This is a genomic window from Curtobacterium sp. BH-2-1-1 (genome assembly GCF_001806325.1).
Lineage (GTDB): Bacteria > Actinomycetota > Actinomycetes > Actinomycetales > Microbacteriaceae > Curtobacterium.
In genome coordinates this window covers 3,481,754-3,496,848 of record NZ_CP017580.1, presented here as the reverse complement: position 1 = coordinate 3,496,848, position 15,095 = coordinate 3,481,754, and the positions used below count along the sequence as shown (strand labels likewise).

Genomic DNA, 15,095 nt, shown 5'->3' with positions numbered 1-15,095 from the left:
TGCCTCCTGGTTCGGGTCGCCGGTCAGATGGCCGACTGCGTCGACTTCGGCATGTGGAGCGGGATGAGGTCGCGCGGCGGCATCGGGGTGGTCCCGCGGACCACGACGACGCTGCGGAACAGGTCCTCGATCTCGGCCGCGTCGTCGGGCTGCTCGGCGGCCTTGCCGGCGATCACGCCGCGCAGGAACCAGCGCGGGCCGTCGACGCCGATGAACCGCGCGGGGCGGGCCCCGTCGGTGACGCCCGTGCCGTCGGAGACGACCGGGACCTGGGCGCGGAGCTCGGGGCCGAACGGACCGTCGACCTCGGACACGATGCCGCCCTGGCGCTCGATCTGCTCGGCGATCTGGGAGCGGATCTCGTGCCAGAGCCCGGTGGAGCGCGGTGCGGCGAACGGCTGCACCTGCAGCGTGGACTCGTCGTAGTCGAGCCCGACCGCGACGACGCGCTGCGAGCCCTCCTCCACCTCGAGCCGCAGGTGGAGCCCCTCGCGCGGGAGGACCTTCACGCCGCCGAGGTCGACGTACGGACGGACCAGGTTCGCCTCGGTCTCGTCGTGCGGGCCGCTCTCGGCACGGTCCTCGGGCGCGGACTTGTCGGTCGGCGCGACGGCGTCCACCTCGTCGAGGTCGGCGTCGGCGTCGATCGCGATGTCGACCTCCGGCGTCGTCTCGGCCACCTCGACCTCGTCGGCGACGGCGTCCGCCACCTCGACCTCGTCACGCTTGCGTCGGCCGAACTTCATGCGCGCGTTCCTTCCTGAGCGTTGTCCGCGGCGCCGCTGACGGCACCGCTCCGGTCACCGTAGCCCGACGAGCCGAACCCGCCCTGGCCGCGGACGCTGTCGGGCAGCTCGTCGACGCGGGTGAACGACACGCGCGGGACCGGCATGACGATCATCTGGGCGATGCGGTCGCCGACGTGCACCTCGTGCGCGGCGGCCTGGTCGGTGTTGAGCAGCGCGACCTTGATCTCGCCGCGGTAGCCGGCGTCGACGGTGCCGGGGGCGTTCACGATCGTGATGCCGTGCTTGGCGGCGAGACCGCTGCGCGGGACCACGAACGCGGCGTACCCGTCCGGCAGCGCGATCTTCAGGCCCGTGCCCACGAGCCGACGCTCGCCGGGCTGCAGGACGAACGCCTCGGTCGAGACGAGGTCCGCACCGGCGTCACCGGGGTGGGCGTATCCGGGAGCGTTCTCCCCGGTCCAGAGCACGTCGACTGGTTCGGTCACGTGTCGAGGGTAGTGCAGACCGTGACCGTTCCGTGACCTGCCCGGAGTCGTGGTCGAATGGTGTCGTGACCCTGTACCGCGAACGACTGTGGGCTCCGCCCGTCCTCTACCTGGCGACGGCGCTCGTCATCCCCGCCAGCCTCCTCGTGTTCCTGCCGATCAGCGTGCTCGCCGGCGTCCTCGTGGCGGTCGGCATGTACCTCGGCGTGCTCGTGCTGCTCTGGGCGCTGGCTCCGACCATCGAGGTCACGGAGACCGAGTTCCGCGCCGGTCGGGCGCACCTCCCGCGGACGCTCGTCGGCGAGGTCGAGGGCTACGAGGGCGCCGAGGCCACCACGCAGCGCGGGCCGAAGCTCGACGCCCGCGCCTGGACGCTCTTCCGCGGCTACGTGCGCGGGGTCGTCAAGGTCGAGGTGCAGGACCCCGCGGACCCGACGCCCTACTGGCTGGTCAGCGTCCGCAACCCGTCGGCCGTCGTCGCCGCCCTGCGGTCCTGAGTCCCCACCTGCGATCCAGGAGGCGCGGTGCGGGCCCGACCCGCGCCTCCTGTCCGGCACGGCGCACGTCTGCCCGCCCAGCGCACGCAGAACGGCCCGTCACCTCGCGGTGACGGGCCGTTCTGGTTTCGTGCGTTCCCTAGAGCGCCGCGCACTCCGCGCAGACCGGGCCGAGCTTCGACTCGTGGTCGAGCTGCGAGCGGTGCTTCACGAGGAAGCACTCGACGCAGGTGAACTCGTCGACCTGGGGCGGGAGCACGACGACGTCGAGGTCGACGTCGCTGAGGTCCTGTCCGGCGAGCTCGAAGCTGCCGGGGTTGTCGGAATCATCGTCGACGACCCCCGACATCTTGTCGGGAACGCGCTCCTTGAGGGCCTCGATCGACTCCGAGTCGGAGTTGTCGTCGGTCTTCCGGGGGGCGTCGTAATCGGTGGCCATGCCCATCCATTTCTCGTATCGAGAGGTCGTCGCCGGTGATCGGCGGCGACAGTTTGCACCACGTCTCGCCAGAGCGCAAACCGAAGTCTCCGGCGGGTCGTTCTGGCGCTGCAACCCGTGTGCCCGCCCGTCCATTCCCGCTGTCCGGAAACGCTCGCACGGGAGTCCACGGCACGCCCGTGCGCCTCCGCGGGATCGGGTCCGGACGGCTGCATACTCACGGGGTACGAGGCACGACCGTACGCGACGCTCGGAAGGCGGAACCATGCAAGACGTGAGAGTCATCGGGGTGGAGTCCGGGGCACTCCTGCTCGCGACCGACGGCGGGACCGAGTTCCGACTGCCCGTCACCTCGTCGCTGCCCGGTCAGGTCCGGCAGGCGAACCCCGAGTCCGGTCCGCACAAGCGCGTGTCCCCGAAGGACGTGCAGGCGCGGATCCGCGGCGGTGCCGACGCCGCCGAGGTCGCCCTGGCGCTCGACGTCGACGTCGAGTACGTGCGGCGCTTCGAGGGCCCCGTCCTCGCCGAGCGTGCCTTCATCCTCGACGCCGCGCACCGCGTGCCGGTCACCCCGGTCGACGACGAGTCGCCCGACACCTTCGGCGAGGCGATCACCGCCAAGCTCGAGGCGGGCGAGGCCAGCGGGATCGCCTGGGCGTCGTGGAAGCACGTCGAGAGCGGCTGGCAGGTCCGCGTGCACTACACGGCCGCCGAGGTCGAGCACGACGCACAGTGGCGCTTCGACCCGAAGACGTCGACGCTGACGCCCGACAACGGCGACGCGCACCGGCTCTCGCACACCGAGGACGAGGGCATCGCGCCGCGCCTCCGTGCGGTCGAGAACGACCACCAGGACACCGACGGGACGCGGTTCGACTCCGGCGCGTTCCGGGTCGACGAGCCCGACGAGGACGTCACGAACCCCGAGGTGCAGGAGCGTCCGCTCCGCGCGCCGCTCCCCCGCATCGGAGCCGCCGTCGAGGAACGCGCCCCCGGCAACGAGACCGCCGACCTGCTCGAGGCGCTCCGCCGCCGCCGTGGCGAGCGCGAGGCCGCGGCCTTCGGCGAACAGCCGCAGGACGACGGACGACGGACCTCGATCAGCGTCGTCGACATCCCGCTGCAGGGGTTCGAGGACTCGTCGGACACCGCGCCGCAGCCGGACGCCCGACCCACCTCCGCCCCCGAGGCCGAGGCCGGGCGACAGGACCGCAAGAAGCGGAACCGACGGTCGATGCCGAGCTGGGACGAGATCGTCTTCGGGACCCGGCCGGACGACGACCCGGCCTGATCCCCGGGCGCCATCGGGCTCGTGCTACTGCGCGAACGCCCCGGCGAGGCGCAGCGGCACCATGGTCTCCTCGTCGGTCATCGCACCGTGCTGGCCGACCATGCGCTTCGGTGACTCGCCGTCGCGCAGGGCCCGGTCGTCGTTGAACGCCCAGGACCCCCGTGCCACGAGCACGACGTCCCCGATGCGCGGGACGACCTCGTCAGAGACGGCGCCGAACCAGCCGGCGGCGATCGCCTCGTCACGGCTCGCGACGTACGTCTTCTTGCCGTAGCGCGCCCGGAACTGCCCGACGAGGGAGCGGACGTCGGTGCCCGGTGCGACCGTGAACTGCCGGCAGCGCGGGTCGCCGGCGACCCCCACGACGTCGGTCAGCAGGAGCGGGTCGAGCGCGATGTTCGCGTGATCGGGGACGTCGAGCACGCCGTGGTCGGCCGTCACGACGATCCCGACGTCGGCGGCGGCACGGCCCTCGAGCCGAGCGAGTTCGCCGTCGAGGAGTTCGAGCGCCGCGGTCCACCGGTCGGACTGCCAGCCGTGCTTGTGCCCGATCGAGTCGAGCTCCGGGACGTAGAGGTACACGAGCGAGCGACCCGTCGCGGTCTCGGCGAGGGCGGCGTCGACGCGCTGCGGGATCGAGTCGGCCGGGACGTAGCGCGCCCCGCCGAGGACGTTCGCGGTCATCCCTGAGGAGCGGTACCGGGCGGGCCCGACCACCACCGGGTCGACGCCGAGTGCCGGCGCCTCGGTGAACAGCGTGCGGGCGAGGAACCAGTCTTTCGGGACCTCGTCGTCCCAGCCGCTCAGCAGGTTCATCACCCGGCCGGTGTCGGGGTTCCAGCCGCTGTACCCGACCACGCCGTGGGTGCCGGGCGACCGACCGGTCGTCAGCGTGCTCAGTGCGGCCGCCGTCGTCGTCGGGAAGCCGCTGCGCAGTCGCTTCTTGCCCGCGGCGAGCCAGCGGGCGTGTCCGGCGCGCGCTGCCAGCGCGCCGGCACCGAGGCCGTCGACCAGCACGACGATCGCGGAACGGGCGGGGCGGAGGGTGATCCGCGCCTCCAGTCCGGTGGAACGCAACCAGGCGTCGTCCGCAGCGCCGAGCGCGACGAGGCAACTCGGGAAGACGTCGGCGAGGTTCGCGGTGGCGTCGGGGGCCGTCGGTACGCTTGTTCCCATCTCCCCCAGTCTCGCAGAAGGGTGCCATGGCACGCACGGAAGCAGTCGGCCTGCCCGACGGTGAACGCATCGAGGACGTCGACGTCTCCGAGGAGATGCAGGGCTCCTTCCTCGAGTACGCGTACTCCGTCATCTACTCACGGGCACTCCCCGACGCACGCGACGGCCTGAAGCCCGTGCAGCGGCGCATCCTCTACCAGATGGCAGAGATGGGGCTCCGGCCCGACCGCGGCCACGTGAAGAGCGCCCGCGTCACCGGCGAGGTGATGGGCAAGCTGCACCCGCACGGCGACGGCGCGATCTACGACGCCCTCGTGCGCATGGCGCAGCCGTTCACGATGCGCGTGCCGCTCGTCGACGGACACGGCAACTTCGGCTCGCTCGACGACGGTCCCGCGGCCGCCCGATACACCGAGGCCCGCCTCGCCGAGCCGTCGATGGCCATGACCGAGGGCCTGGGCGAGGACGTCGTCGACTTCGTCCCGAACTACGACAACCAGATCATGCAGCCGGGCGTGCTGCCCGCGGCCTTCCCGAACCTGCTCGTCAACGGCGCGTCGGGCATCGCGGTCGGCATGGCGACGAACATGGCGCCGCACAACCTCGGCGAGGTGGTCGAGGCGGCGAAGCACCTGCTCATGAACCCGCAGGCGACGCTCGACGAGCTGATGGAGTTCGTGCCGGGCCCCGACCTGCCCTCCGGCGGCACCATCGTCGGGCTCTCCGGCGTGCGCGACGCCTACGCCAGCGGTCGCGGCTCGTTCCGGACGCGCGCGAAGGTGAGCGTCGAGAACCTCACCCCGCGCAAGGTCGGCCTCGTGGTCACCGAGCTGCCGTACCTGGTCGGCCCGGAACGCGTGATCGAGAAGATCAAGGACGGCGTCCAGTCGAAGAAGCTCGTCGGCATCTCCGACGTGAACGACCTGACCGACCGCAACCACGGGCTCCGGCTCGTCATCGGCATCAAGAGCGGCTTCAACCCGACCGCCGTGCTCGAACAGCTGTACAAGCACACCCCGCTCGAGGACGGCTTCGGCATCAACAACGTCGCGCTGGTCGGCGGATCGCCCAAGACCCTCGGGCTGCGCGAGCTGCTCGACGTCTACGTGCAGCACCGGCTCTCGGTCGTCACACGTCGGTCGCAGTACCGTCTCGCACGCAAGAAGGAGCGACTGCACCTGGTCGAGGGGTTGCTGATCGCGATCCTCGACATCGACGAGGTCATCGAGGTCATCCGCTCCTCGGACGACTCCGAGGCCGCGCGCTCCCGCCTGCAGACGGTGTTCGACCTGTCCGAGGTGCAGGCCGAGTACATCCTCGAACTGCGGCTCCGGCGCCTGACGAAGTTCTCACGCCTCGAGCTCGAGGGCGAGCGCGACCAGCTGCTCGCCGACATCGCCGCGCTCGAGGAACTGCTCGCGTCCGACGAGCGGCTCCGTGCCCAGGTCGCGCTCGAGCTCACCGAGGTGTCCGACCGGTTCGCGACGCCGCGCCGGACCCTGCTCACCGAGGCCGACGCCCCGGTCAAGGGTGGTCGCAAGGCCGCGGTCGACCCGGAGTCCCTGCAGATCGCCGACTCCCCGTGCCGCGTGCTGCTCTCGACCACCGGGCGGCTCATCCGCGTCGACATCCCGACGTCCGAGCTCGGCATCGTCCGGGTGCCGAAGCGGTCCAAGCACGACGCCGTCCGTTCGTCGGTCGTCAGTTCGGTGCGTGGGCAGGTCGGGGCGCTCACCTCGACCGGGCGCGTGATCCGGCTCTCCCCCGTCGACGTCCCCGCCGTGCCGCCAGCCGCGGTCCGGCTCGACGCCGGCGTCCGCGTGACGGACTTCCTCGGCATCGCCCGCGGCGAGACCGTGGTCGCCCTCGTCGACCTCTCCGGCGCCTCGTCGGACTCGCTCGCCATCGGCACCGTGCAGGGCGTCGTGAAGCGCGTCGTGCCCGGAGCCTGGCCGGACAAGCCCGAGTTCCCCGCCATCGGGCTGAAGCCCGGCGACGCGGTCGTCGGTGCCGCCCAGGCGCCCGAGTCGGACGACCTGGTGTTCATCACCTCGAACGCGCAGCTGCTGCGGTTCCCGGCGTCCGGCGTCCGTGCGCAGGGCCTCCCCGCCGGTGGGGTCGCCGGCGTGGCCCTCGCAGCGGGTGCCTCGGCGATCTGGTTCGGGTCTGTCGCCCGCTCCGACGACGCCGTGGTCGCGACCGTCTCGGCGTCGTCCTCGGCCCTGCCCGGCACCGACACCGGCCGCGCCAAGGTCTCGGCCCTGTCGGAGTTCCCGGCGAAGGGCCGTGCGACCCAGGGTGTCCGGGCGCACGCGTTCCTCAAGGGCGAGGACGGCCTGACGGTGGCGTGGGCGGGCATCGCTCCCCCGCACGCGGTCGGGTCGGACGGCGCTGCCCGGACGCTGCCGGACTGGCTGTCGAAGCGCGACGGGTCGGGGGCGCCGCTCGACGCCGTGATCGACTCGATCGGTGGGAGTGCGGCGGCGCTCGACGGCACCGCCGGCGAGGCGTAGGCGCGCGGCGCGGCGCGGCTTTTCGAGCTGGGCGACAGTTCACGGGGCTCTCGCCGCGTGAACTGTCGCCCACCGCGTGAGCACGCGGCCGCGCCGCGGCGGACGCCGAGACTCGGCCCCGCGGACAGTTCTCGCGCCGCCGCGGCGCGAAACCGTCCGCCCAGCCGAGACTCGCCCTCGCGCGCGGCCCGGTCACCCGGCTTTTCCCGCCAGGCGACAGTTCACGGGGCCCTCGCCGCGTGAACTGTCGCCCAGCGCGTGAGCACGCGGACGGGAGGCGCGCGCCGGCCCCGCACCGCGCCTCCCGTCCACCCATCGGGACGAGCACCGCCCCCGACCACCCGACCGCGCTGCGACCTCACGCGGCTGGCGACACGTCACGGCGCCAGCGCCGCGCGACGTGTCGCCAGGCGCGTGAGGTCGCGCCGCACGGCGGCGCCGAGACTCGGCCTCGCGGACAGAACTCGCGCAGCCGCGGCGCGAAACTGTCCGCTGAGGCGAGACTCGGCGGCGCCGCGCGCGGCCTACGCGTCGATACGGTCGCGGTCGAGGCCCTCGCCGGCGAGGATGAACTCCTTGCGCGGCGCCACGTCGTTGCCCATGAGCAGCTCGAAGACCTTCGCAGCACCCTCGGCATCGGTGATGTTCACCCGGCGCAGCGTCCGGTGCGTGCGGTCCATCGTGGTCTCCGCCAGCTGGTCGGCGTCCATCTCGCCGAGACCCTTGTACCGCTGGATCGGCTCCTGGTACTTCTTGCCCTGCTTCTCGAGCTTCTTCAGCACGGCCTGCAGCTCGGCCTCGGAGTACGTGTACAGCGTGTCGTTCGCCTTGCCACGGTTCACCACGACGACCCGGTGCAGCGGCGGCACGGCGGCGAACACCCGACCCTGCTCGATCATCGGCCGCATGTACCGGAAGAACAGCGTGAGCAGGAGCGTCCGGATGTGGGCGCCGTCGACGTCGGCGTCGGACATGATGATGACCTTGCCGTAGCGGGCCTGGTCGATCTCGAACGTCCGGCCGGAGCCGGCGCCGATGACCTGGATGATCGAGGCGCACTCGGCGTTCGAGAGCATGTCCGACACGGACGCCTTCTGCACGTTGAGGATCTTGCCGCGGATCGGCAGCAGCGCCTGGTACTCGCTGTTGCGCGCGAGCTTGGCGGTGCCGAGCGCGGAGTCGCCCTCGACGATGAAGAGTTCGGTCCCCTCGGCGTCCTGCTTGCGGCAGTCGGCGAGCTTCGTCGGCAGCGAGGAGTTCTCGAGCGCGTTCTTCCGGCGCTGGGTCTCCTTGTGCGCCCGGGCCGAGATGCGCGTCTTCATCTCGGCGACGACCTTCTCGAGCAGGGTCGCCGCCTGGGCCTTCTCGGTGCGCTGCGTCGACGTGAGGATCTCGGTGAGGCGCTTCGACACGACCTGGTCGACGATCTTCCGGACCGCCGGGGTGCCGAGGACCTCCTTCGTCTGACCTTCGAACTGCGGCTCGGGCAGGCGGACGGTGAGCACCGCGGTCATACCGGCGAGCACGTCGTCCTTCTCGAGCTTGTCCTGCCCGACCTTGAGCTTGCGGGCGTTCGCCTCGACCTGGGCGCGCACGGCCTTGACCACGCCGGACTCGAAGCCGGCCTGGTGCGTGCCGCCCTTCGGAGTCGCGATGATGTTGACGAAGCTGCGGAACACCGTCTCGTAGCCGCTGCCCCATCGCAGCGCGAGGTCGACCTCGCATTCACGCGACACCGAGGTCGACACCATGTGGCCCTTGTCGTCGAGCATCGGCACGGTCTCGGTGAAGGTGCCGGTCCCCCGGATGCGCCAGACGTCGGTGACGGCGGAGTCGAGGGCGAGGTGCTCGACGAACTCACCGATCCCGCCCTCGTACCGGAAGCGCTCGACGACCGGACCGGGCTCGACAGGAGTGCCCGTGGCCTCCGCCCGCGCGGCCGCTGCCTCGATCGAGGCGGGCCGCGCATCCGTGATGGTGATGCCGAGCCCTGGCACGAGGAAGGCCGTCTGGCGCGCCCGGCTGACGAGGTCGCTGGTGCTGAACTTCGCGTCGGAGGTGAAGATCTGCCGGTCCGCCCAGTACCGCACGCGGGACCCGGTCACGCCCTTCTTCACCTTGCCGGCGACGCGCAACTCGCTGCCGGAGGTGAAGGGGGTGAACGGCGCGTCCGGCCCGTCGCCGGCGAACGTGCCCGGCTCACCGCGGTGGAACGACATCGCGTAGGTCTTGCCGCCGCGGTCGACCTCGACGTCGAGGCGCTCCGACAGCGCGTTCACGACCGAGGCACCGACACCGTGCAGCCCACCGGACGCGGCGTACGACCCGGAGCCGAACTTGCCACCGGCGTGGAGCTTCGTGAACACCACCTCGACCCCGGTCAGACCGGTCTTCGGCTCGACGTCGACGGGGATGCCACGAGCGGTGTCGCGGACCTCGACCGAACCGTCGGGGTGCAGCAGCACGCCGATCTCGTCACCGTGCCCGGCGAGGGCTTCGTCGACGGAGTTGTCGATGATCTCCCACAGGCAGTGCATGAGCCCGCGGGAGTCCGTCGACCCGATGTACATGCCCGGACGCTTGCGGACCGCCTCGAGCCCTTCGAGGACGGAGAGATGGCGTGCAGAGTAGTCGGAGCTCACCTTCCGATGCTAGCGATCCGCACCGACACCACCGCGCGGACACTCGGACTGGGGACAGCCGATCCGCGCTGAGCGAAACGGGCGATCACAATGCGCCACTCTCAGGCATCACGTGTTGAAATAGGTGGACCAAGCCGCACCACCTGCGATCCGTGAGGAGCACAGCAATGACCCAGACCGTGCAGGACCTCTCCATCGACGAAGTCAGCAGCCACCAGCTCACCGCTGCCGACCGTTGCGACAGCTGCGGCGCGCAGGCGTACATCCGGGCCACCATGGCCAGCGGTGAGCTGTACTTCTGTGCGCACCACGGCGCCGAGTTCAAGGACAAGCTCGCGGCGACCGCCATCGAGTGGCACGACGAGAGCAGCCGACTCTACGAGTCGAAGTAGCGCGCACAGACGCGAGCGCTGAACAGACAGGAGGCGCGGTGCCAGCTGGCACCGCGCCTCCTGTCTGTCTGCGGTCGCGTCAAGCGATCCGCTTGAACGCCTTGTCGACGTAGCGGTCGACGGTCGCCCGAGCTTCGCGCGCGTAGCGGTCGATCGACGCGGTGCGCTCCGGGTCCGGTGCGTACTCGCGGCCGAGCCGAGCGGTGGCCGCGGCGAGGACGCCGTCGGTCAGCTGCGGGTTGAGCGGCAGGATCGGCCCCTGCGTGTGCGTGCCGAAGGAGTTGCCGACGATCGCGCCCTCGACCGGGGCGCCCGCCTGGTTGCCGCCGCCGGAGACGACGTCGGCGAACGGCCGGACACCGGCACCGAGCTCGATGCGCGTCGCGTGGTCCTCGAAGCCGGCGAGGCGCGTCGGGGCTCCGGGGAGCAGCGGGTACGCGGTCTCGAGCACGAAGTAGTTCACCCGACGCTCGGCACCGCGGACGGCACGCGCGTCGAAGACCCCGAAGCCGGTGACGGGAGCACCGTCCGTCGGCACGACCTCGGTCGTGGCGAGGTCGAACCCGCCGCCGACGGCAACGGCCGGCACCCCGGCAGCGGCGAACTCGCGGAGCGGCGCACCGATGCGTGCGATGTCGTCACCGAGCGACCGCATCGCGCTGAGCGGTCCGTTGCCGATCACGACGACGTCCGCCGAGGCGGGGAGCTCGTCACCCGGCGCGTACTCGAGCACCTCGGTGGCGATTTCCGCGGCTGCGGCACGACGGACCAGGGCCGCCACGTTGCCGCGGTCGCCCGAGACGCCCATCTGGCGGGGGTAGACGTGCAGGATGGTCAGCCGGTCGGCCGTCATGCGGTCTTCTCCATGTCCGGGTGGCCGAGGGCCTTGCGGGCGATCATCATGATCTCGTAGTTGACGATGAAGTTCTTCGTCCCGGAGGTCGTCGAACCGAGCTGCTCCATCTGCTTGATCGCGGCCTCGACGTCGGGCTCGACCCGGCCGATGCGGACGCCGGCGTGCTCGAGGGCGATCGCGATCTGCCAGGCCTTGTCGCCGGAGACGACGTCGACGTGGTCGAGCTTCGAGAAGTCGATGTCGTAGATCCAGGAGATGTCCGGCGTGCCCTCGTCGATCGCCATGAGCACCTGTTCCGGGTGGTCCGGCAGGGCGTCGAGGTTGAGCTGGAGGCTCGCGGCGTTCTTGAACATCGTGAACTCGGCGGACTCGCCCGCGATGGGGAGTCGCTCACCGCGTCCGTACGCCGGCTTCATCGTGCCGAAGGCCGTCGTCACGGCGTCGGCGCGGAACTGCGCACCGAGTGCGGCACTCGCCGTGGCGGTGGCCGCTGCCGCGTCGACGGCGTAGTGCAGCCCGCGAGCCGGCAGGCGGACGGGGATCTCGGCACCGTCGAAGCGGATGGTCGCACCGTCGCCGGTGTTCACCACGACCTCGGCGTCGGCGACGTTCGGCACGGCGTCCTGCCGGTCGAAGTCGTCGGCGTTCTGCAGGCCGTTCGGTGCGGCGGCGACGACCTCGGCGCTGGCACCGAAGCGCAGCACGCGCTGGCCGTCGGTGCCGACGTACGCGTCGAGGAACTGGTCGTCACGGTTGGTGATGACGTTCGCGGTCGACAGGGCCGCGGTGTCGAGCATCATCGTCGCGACGCGTTCGGTCTCGAAGAACCGGTAGAGCTGGTCGACCTGGACGTTGAGCATCGTCACGGTGGACGGCGACAGGATCCCGGCGAGCTCGACCGCGAAGGCCTCGTCCACCTCGAGGATGCCGATGTCCGCCTTGAGCTTGCCGGTCAGCGACACCTCGGACAGCAGCGCCGAGGCGATGCCCTGCGGCAGGTTCGCCCCGGACGGGTTCGTGAAGACCCGCAGCCCGTGCGCCCGCACGATGTCGGAGATCATGTGGGTCGTCGTCGACTTGCCGTTCGAACCGAGCACGAAGACGACGCCGTTCGGGAACTGCGCGGTGACGTGCTGGAGGAAGTTCGGCACCAGCTTGAGCACGATGTACCCGGGGTAGGCGGACCCCCCGCCCCGCGCACGTGCGAGGGCGCGGAGGATCCGCCCGACGAGGATCGGGATGACGAAGCGCATCGGCCTACTCGAGGTAGTCGCGCAGCGACTGCGACCGCGACGGGTGGCGGAGCTTCGCCATCGTCTTGGACTCGATCTGACGGATGCGCTCACGCGTCACGCCGAACGTGTCACCGATCTGGTCGAGGGTCTTCGGCTGGCCGTCCCCGAGACCGAAGCGCATGCGGATGACGCCCGCCTCACGCTCGGAGAGGGAGTCGAGCAGGCTCTCGAGCTGCTTCTGCAGCATCGTGAACCCGACCGCGTCGGCCGGGACGACCGCCTCGGTGTCCTCGATCAGGTCGCCGAACTCCGAGTCGCCGTCCTCACCCAGCGGGGTGTGGAGCGAGATGGGCTCGCGGCCGTACTTCTGCACCTCGACGACCTTCTCCGGGGTCATGTCGAGCTCGCGGGCGAGCTCTTCCGGAGTGGGTTCGCGACCGAGGTCCTGCAGCATCTGGCGCTGGACGCGGGCCAGCTTGTTGATGACCTCGACCATGTGGACCGGGATGCGGATCGTGCGGGCCTGGTCGGCCATGGCACGGGTGATCGCCTGACGGATCCACCAGGTGGCGTAGGTCGAGAACTTGAAGCCCTTGGTGTAGTCGAACTTCTCGACCGCACGGATCAGGCCCAGGTTGCCTTCCTGGATGAGGTCGAGGAACTGCATGCCGCGGCCGGTGTAGCGCTTGGCGAGCGACACGACCAGGCGGAGGTTCGCGCCGAGCAGGTGCGACTTCGCGCGCTGACCGTCACGGGCGACCCAGCGCAGCTCGCGCTCTTCCGGCTTCGAGAGCCCGGTCGAGTGCTGCAGCTTGTCCTCGGCGAACAGGCCGGCCTCGATGCGCATCGCGAGCTCGACCTCCTGCTCGGCGTTGAGGAGGGCGACCTTGCCGATCTGCTTGAGGTAGTCCTTCACCGGGTCGGCGGTGGCACCGGTGATCGTCGTGGAGTAGACCGGCGCCTCGTCGTCGTCGGACTGCGAGATGACGAGCGCACCCGCGGCGACCGCTGCTGCGGCGTCCGGCTTGGTGTCCTTCTCGTCGGTCTCGGTGTCGGCGTCGTCGGTCGCGTCGGCCTCGGCGACCGGGGTCTCCTCGTCGATGTCCTCGTCGTCGTCGGCCTTCTTCTTCGCCTTCGGGGCGGCCTTCTTCGGGGCGGCCTTCTTGGCGGTGGTCTTGGTGGCGCGCTTCTTCGGCGCGGCCGTCCCCTCGGCTTCAGCAGCGCTCTCTGCTGCGGTGCCCTCGGGCTCGGTGTCCTTCGTGGGATCGATCGTCGTGCTCCGGGCAGCCATGCGATCACCTCTCTCGTCGTGCCACGTTCGTGGGGTCGTGGCCTCCCTCGCCGCCCAGGGCCTGCGCCGCGGTCTCCCGCGTCATCAGGTCCTACCGTTCCGGGCAGCACTAGGACCCATGTCAAGTCCCCCGGTTTCTGCGGCGCACTGGAGTGCTCCGAGACACAGGAGGCCCGAACGGGTCCGCGTTCATTATTGCACGCTCCGCTTCCGCAGGCGCGCAACGAGTGCAACCCAGAGCGGCCCCACCCGTATTCCGTCCTGGGCGTGCAGCACCCGGCGCGTGCGACGACGGGCATGCAGCAGCATCACGACGCCGATCCCGACCACGACGTACTGCACGGTGAGGGCCAGCCGGAAGTTCGTCCACGCGAACACGGTCTGCCCCGACGCCGACGACGCGAGGTCGAGGATCGTGCCGATCAGGAACATCATCACGAACGCGGCGAGGAACCCGCCGACGTTGACCACGCCGTTCGCCGACCCGAGGGAGCCGACCGGGTTGAAGGACCGCGCGAAGTCGAACCCGATGAGCGAGCCCGGACCGCCGATCCCCATCACGACGACGAGCACGACGAGCAACCAGGTGGGCGGCTGTCCGGGCCACACGAGCACGGCGGTCCACACCACCGCGAGGGCGACGACGATCCCGAGCACCAGGTTCGACCGCCGCAGCGGGAACCGGGCGCAGAGCACGCCGAGCACCGGCCCGACGACGAACCCGGTGACGACGATCACGGTGAGGAAGCCGGCCGCCTCGGACGGGGAGTACCCCAGCCCGCGCAGCATCGGGACGCCCCAGAGCAGCGAGAAGACCGTTCCGGAGGACTGCGTGACGTAGTGGGACCAGAAGCCGAGCTGGGTACCGGGACGCCGCAGTGCGTGCCCGAAGGTGTGGAACGCGCCCCGCCAGGTGTGCGGCAGCGGGATCGTGTCGGTGCGCACCGGCACGGGGCCGTTCCGGACGAAGACGAACGCCAGCACGAGCCCGACGGCGCTCGCAGCCGCGGCGACGCCGAACGCCGGCGACCACCCGGCGGTGTGCAGCAGCACGGCGAAGGGGAACGCCGACAGGATCTGCCCGACCTGGCCGAGGTTGCCGGTCCACTGCGAGATCTGCGGCAGGATCGGCCCGCTGAACCACATCGGCACGAGGCGGATCACGGAGATGAAGGTCATCGCGTCCCCGGCGCCGACGAGGACACGCCCCGCGATCGCCGGCCCGATGGTGGGCGACACCGCCACCACGGCCTGGCCGGCGACGAGCAGCGCGGCCCCCAGCAGCACGAGTCGGCGCGGCCCGACGCGGTCGAGGGCGATCCCCACCGGGATCTGGAGTCCGGCGTAGACGGCGATCTGCACCACCGCGAGCGTCGACAGCACCGCCGCCGACACCGCGAAGCGGTCCTGCGCGTCGACGCCGGAGACCCCGAGCGAGGACCGCTGCACGACCGCGAGGACGTACGCCAGCACCGCGACGCCCCACACGAGGAAGGCGCGGCGGGAGTTCACGTGACCAGGCTAGCGGG

At 71.0% G+C, this 15,095-nt stretch carries 13 protein-coding genes; 4 read left to right on the top strand and 9 right to left on the bottom strand.

Annotated features, from left to right (window positions below; all coding sequences use genetic code 11):
- Nucleotides 1-23: 23 nt before the first annotated feature.
- Together BJK06_RS16555 and dut are read right to left on the bottom strand one after the other, a co-directional pair.
- Nucleotides 24-746 (bottom strand): DUF3710 domain-containing protein, encoded by a 723-nt coding sequence (locus BJK06_RS16555; RefSeq protein ID WP_258027656.1) that lies wholly within the window; start codon nt 744-746, stop codon nt 24-26.
- Complete coding sequence (gene dut / locus BJK06_RS16550; RefSeq protein ID WP_070418805.1) at nt 743-1,234, bottom strand: dUTP diphosphatase; 492 nt, start codon at nt 1,232-1,234, stop codon at nt 743-745. Before dut ends, BJK06_RS16555 begins: the two co-directional genes overlap by 4 nt.
- A gap of 65 nt (nt 1,235-1,299) precedes the next feature.
- Between dut and BJK06_RS16545 the strand changes: the two genes are divergently transcribed.
- Complete coding sequence (locus tag BJK06_RS16545; RefSeq protein WP_070418804.1) at nt 1,300-1,731, top strand: DUF3093 domain-containing protein; 432 nt, start codon at nt 1,300-1,302, stop codon at nt 1,729-1,731.
- A 139-nt stretch (nt 1,732-1,870) separates the two neighbouring features.
- Here BJK06_RS16545 and BJK06_RS16540 read toward each other — a convergent pair whose 3' ends face one another.
- On the bottom strand, nt 1,871-2,170 hold the full coding sequence (locus BJK06_RS16540) for a DUF4193 domain-containing protein (RefSeq protein WP_031263038.1): 300 nt from the start codon (nt 2,168-2,170) through the stop codon (nt 1,871-1,873).
- 265 nt (nt 2,171-2,435) lie between these two features.
- Between BJK06_RS16540 and sepH the strand changes: the two genes are divergently transcribed.
- Complete coding sequence (gene sepH / locus BJK06_RS16535) at nt 2,436-3,461, top strand: septation protein SepH (protein WP_070418803.1); 1,026 nt, start codon at nt 2,436-2,438, stop codon at nt 3,459-3,461.
- 24 nt (nt 3,462-3,485) lie between these two features.
- Here sepH and BJK06_RS16530 read toward each other — a convergent pair whose 3' ends face one another.
- Complete coding sequence (locus tag BJK06_RS16530) at nt 3,486-4,637, bottom strand: alkaline phosphatase family protein (protein ID WP_070418802.1); 1,152 nt, start codon at nt 4,635-4,637, stop codon at nt 3,486-3,488.
- A 26-nt stretch (nt 4,638-4,663) separates the two neighbouring features.
- Here BJK06_RS16530 and BJK06_RS16525 point away from each other — a divergent pair, with 26 nt between their 5' ends.
- A complete protein-coding gene (locus BJK06_RS16525; RefSeq protein WP_070418801.1) occupies nt 4,664-7,150 on the top strand; it encodes a DNA topoisomerase (ATP-hydrolyzing) subunit A in 2,487 nt (828 codons plus the stop codon).
- A 524-nt stretch (nt 7,151-7,674) separates the two neighbouring features.
- On the opposite strand, the gene BJK06_RS16520 is transcribed toward BJK06_RS16525, so the two are convergent.
- Nucleotides 7,675-9,792, bottom strand: a complete 2,118-nt coding sequence (locus tag BJK06_RS16520) for a type IIA DNA topoisomerase subunit B (protein WP_070418800.1) — start codon at nt 9,790-9,792, stop codon at nt 7,675-7,677.
- A 167-nt stretch (nt 9,793-9,959) separates the two neighbouring features.
- Here BJK06_RS16520 and BJK06_RS16515 point away from each other — a divergent pair, with 167 nt between their 5' ends.
- Nucleotides 9,960-10,184, top strand: a complete 225-nt coding sequence (locus BJK06_RS16515) for a hypothetical protein (protein WP_070418799.1) — start codon at nt 9,960-9,962, stop codon at nt 10,182-10,184.
- Nucleotides 10,185-10,263: 79 nt separating this feature from the next.
- Here BJK06_RS16515 and BJK06_RS16510 read toward each other — a convergent pair whose 3' ends face one another.
- The 4 genes from BJK06_RS16510 to BJK06_RS16495 all read right to left on the bottom strand — a co-directional run bounded on the left by BJK06_RS16510 (nt 10,264) and on the right by BJK06_RS16495 (nt 15,078).
- Complete coding sequence (locus BJK06_RS16510) at nt 10,264-11,037, bottom strand: type 1 glutamine amidotransferase (RefSeq protein ID WP_070418798.1); 774 nt, start codon at nt 11,035-11,037, stop codon at nt 10,264-10,266.
- Nucleotides 11,034-12,293 (bottom strand): MurT ligase domain-containing protein, encoded by a 1,260-nt coding sequence (locus BJK06_RS16505; protein WP_070418797.1) that lies wholly within the window; start codon nt 12,291-12,293, stop codon nt 11,034-11,036. The genes BJK06_RS16510 and BJK06_RS16505 overlap by 4 nt, the downstream gene beginning before the upstream one ends.
- A 4-nt stretch (nt 12,294-12,297) precedes the next feature.
- On the bottom strand, nt 12,298-13,566 hold the full coding sequence (locus tag BJK06_RS16500; RefSeq protein WP_070418796.1) for an RNA polymerase sigma factor: 1,269 nt from the start codon (nt 13,564-13,566) through the stop codon (nt 12,298-12,300).
- A 192-nt stretch (nt 13,567-13,758) separates the two neighbouring features.
- Nucleotides 13,759-15,078: a nitrate/nitrite transporter gene (locus BJK06_RS16495; protein ID WP_070418795.1), complete on the bottom strand. Its 1,320-nt coding sequence runs from the start codon at nt 15,076-15,078 to the stop codon at nt 13,759-13,761.
- Nucleotides 15,079-15,095 lie beyond the last annotated feature (17 nt).

Bases quoted from the DNA above. Each gene is read 5' to 3' on its own strand.
- BJK06_RS16515 (WP_070418799.1), top strand. From the start codon at position 9,960: ATGACCCAGACCGTGCAGGACCTCTCCATCGACGAAGTCAGCAGCCAC.
- BJK06_RS16505 (WP_070418797.1), bottom strand. From the start codon at position 12,293: ATGCGCTTCGTCATCCCGATCCTCGTCGGGCGGATCCTCCGCGCCCTC.
- BJK06_RS16510 (WP_070418798.1), bottom strand. From the start codon at position 11,037: ATGACGGCCGACCGGCTGACCATCCTGCACGTCTACCCCCGCCAGATG.
- BJK06_RS16500 (WP_070418796.1), bottom strand. From the start codon at position 13,566: ATGGCTGCCCGGAGCACGACGATCGATCCCACGAAGGACACCGAGCCC.
- BJK06_RS16555 (WP_258027656.1), bottom strand. From the start codon at position 746: ATGAAGTTCGGCCGACGCAAGCGTGACGAGGTCGAGGTGGCGGACGCC.
- BJK06_RS16530 (WP_070418802.1), bottom strand. From the start codon at position 4,637: ATGGGAACAAGCGTACCGACGGCCCCCGACGCCACCGCGAACCTCGCC.
- BJK06_RS16525 (WP_070418801.1), top strand. From the start codon at position 4,664: ATGGCACGCACGGAAGCAGTCGGCCTGCCCGACGGTGAACGCATCGAG.
- BJK06_RS16540 (WP_031263038.1), bottom strand. From the start codon at position 2,170: ATGGCCACCGATTACGACGCCCCCCGGAAGACCGACGACAACTCCGAC.
- sepH (WP_070418803.1), top strand. From the start codon at position 2,436: ATGCAAGACGTGAGAGTCATCGGGGTGGAGTCCGGGGCACTCCTGCTC.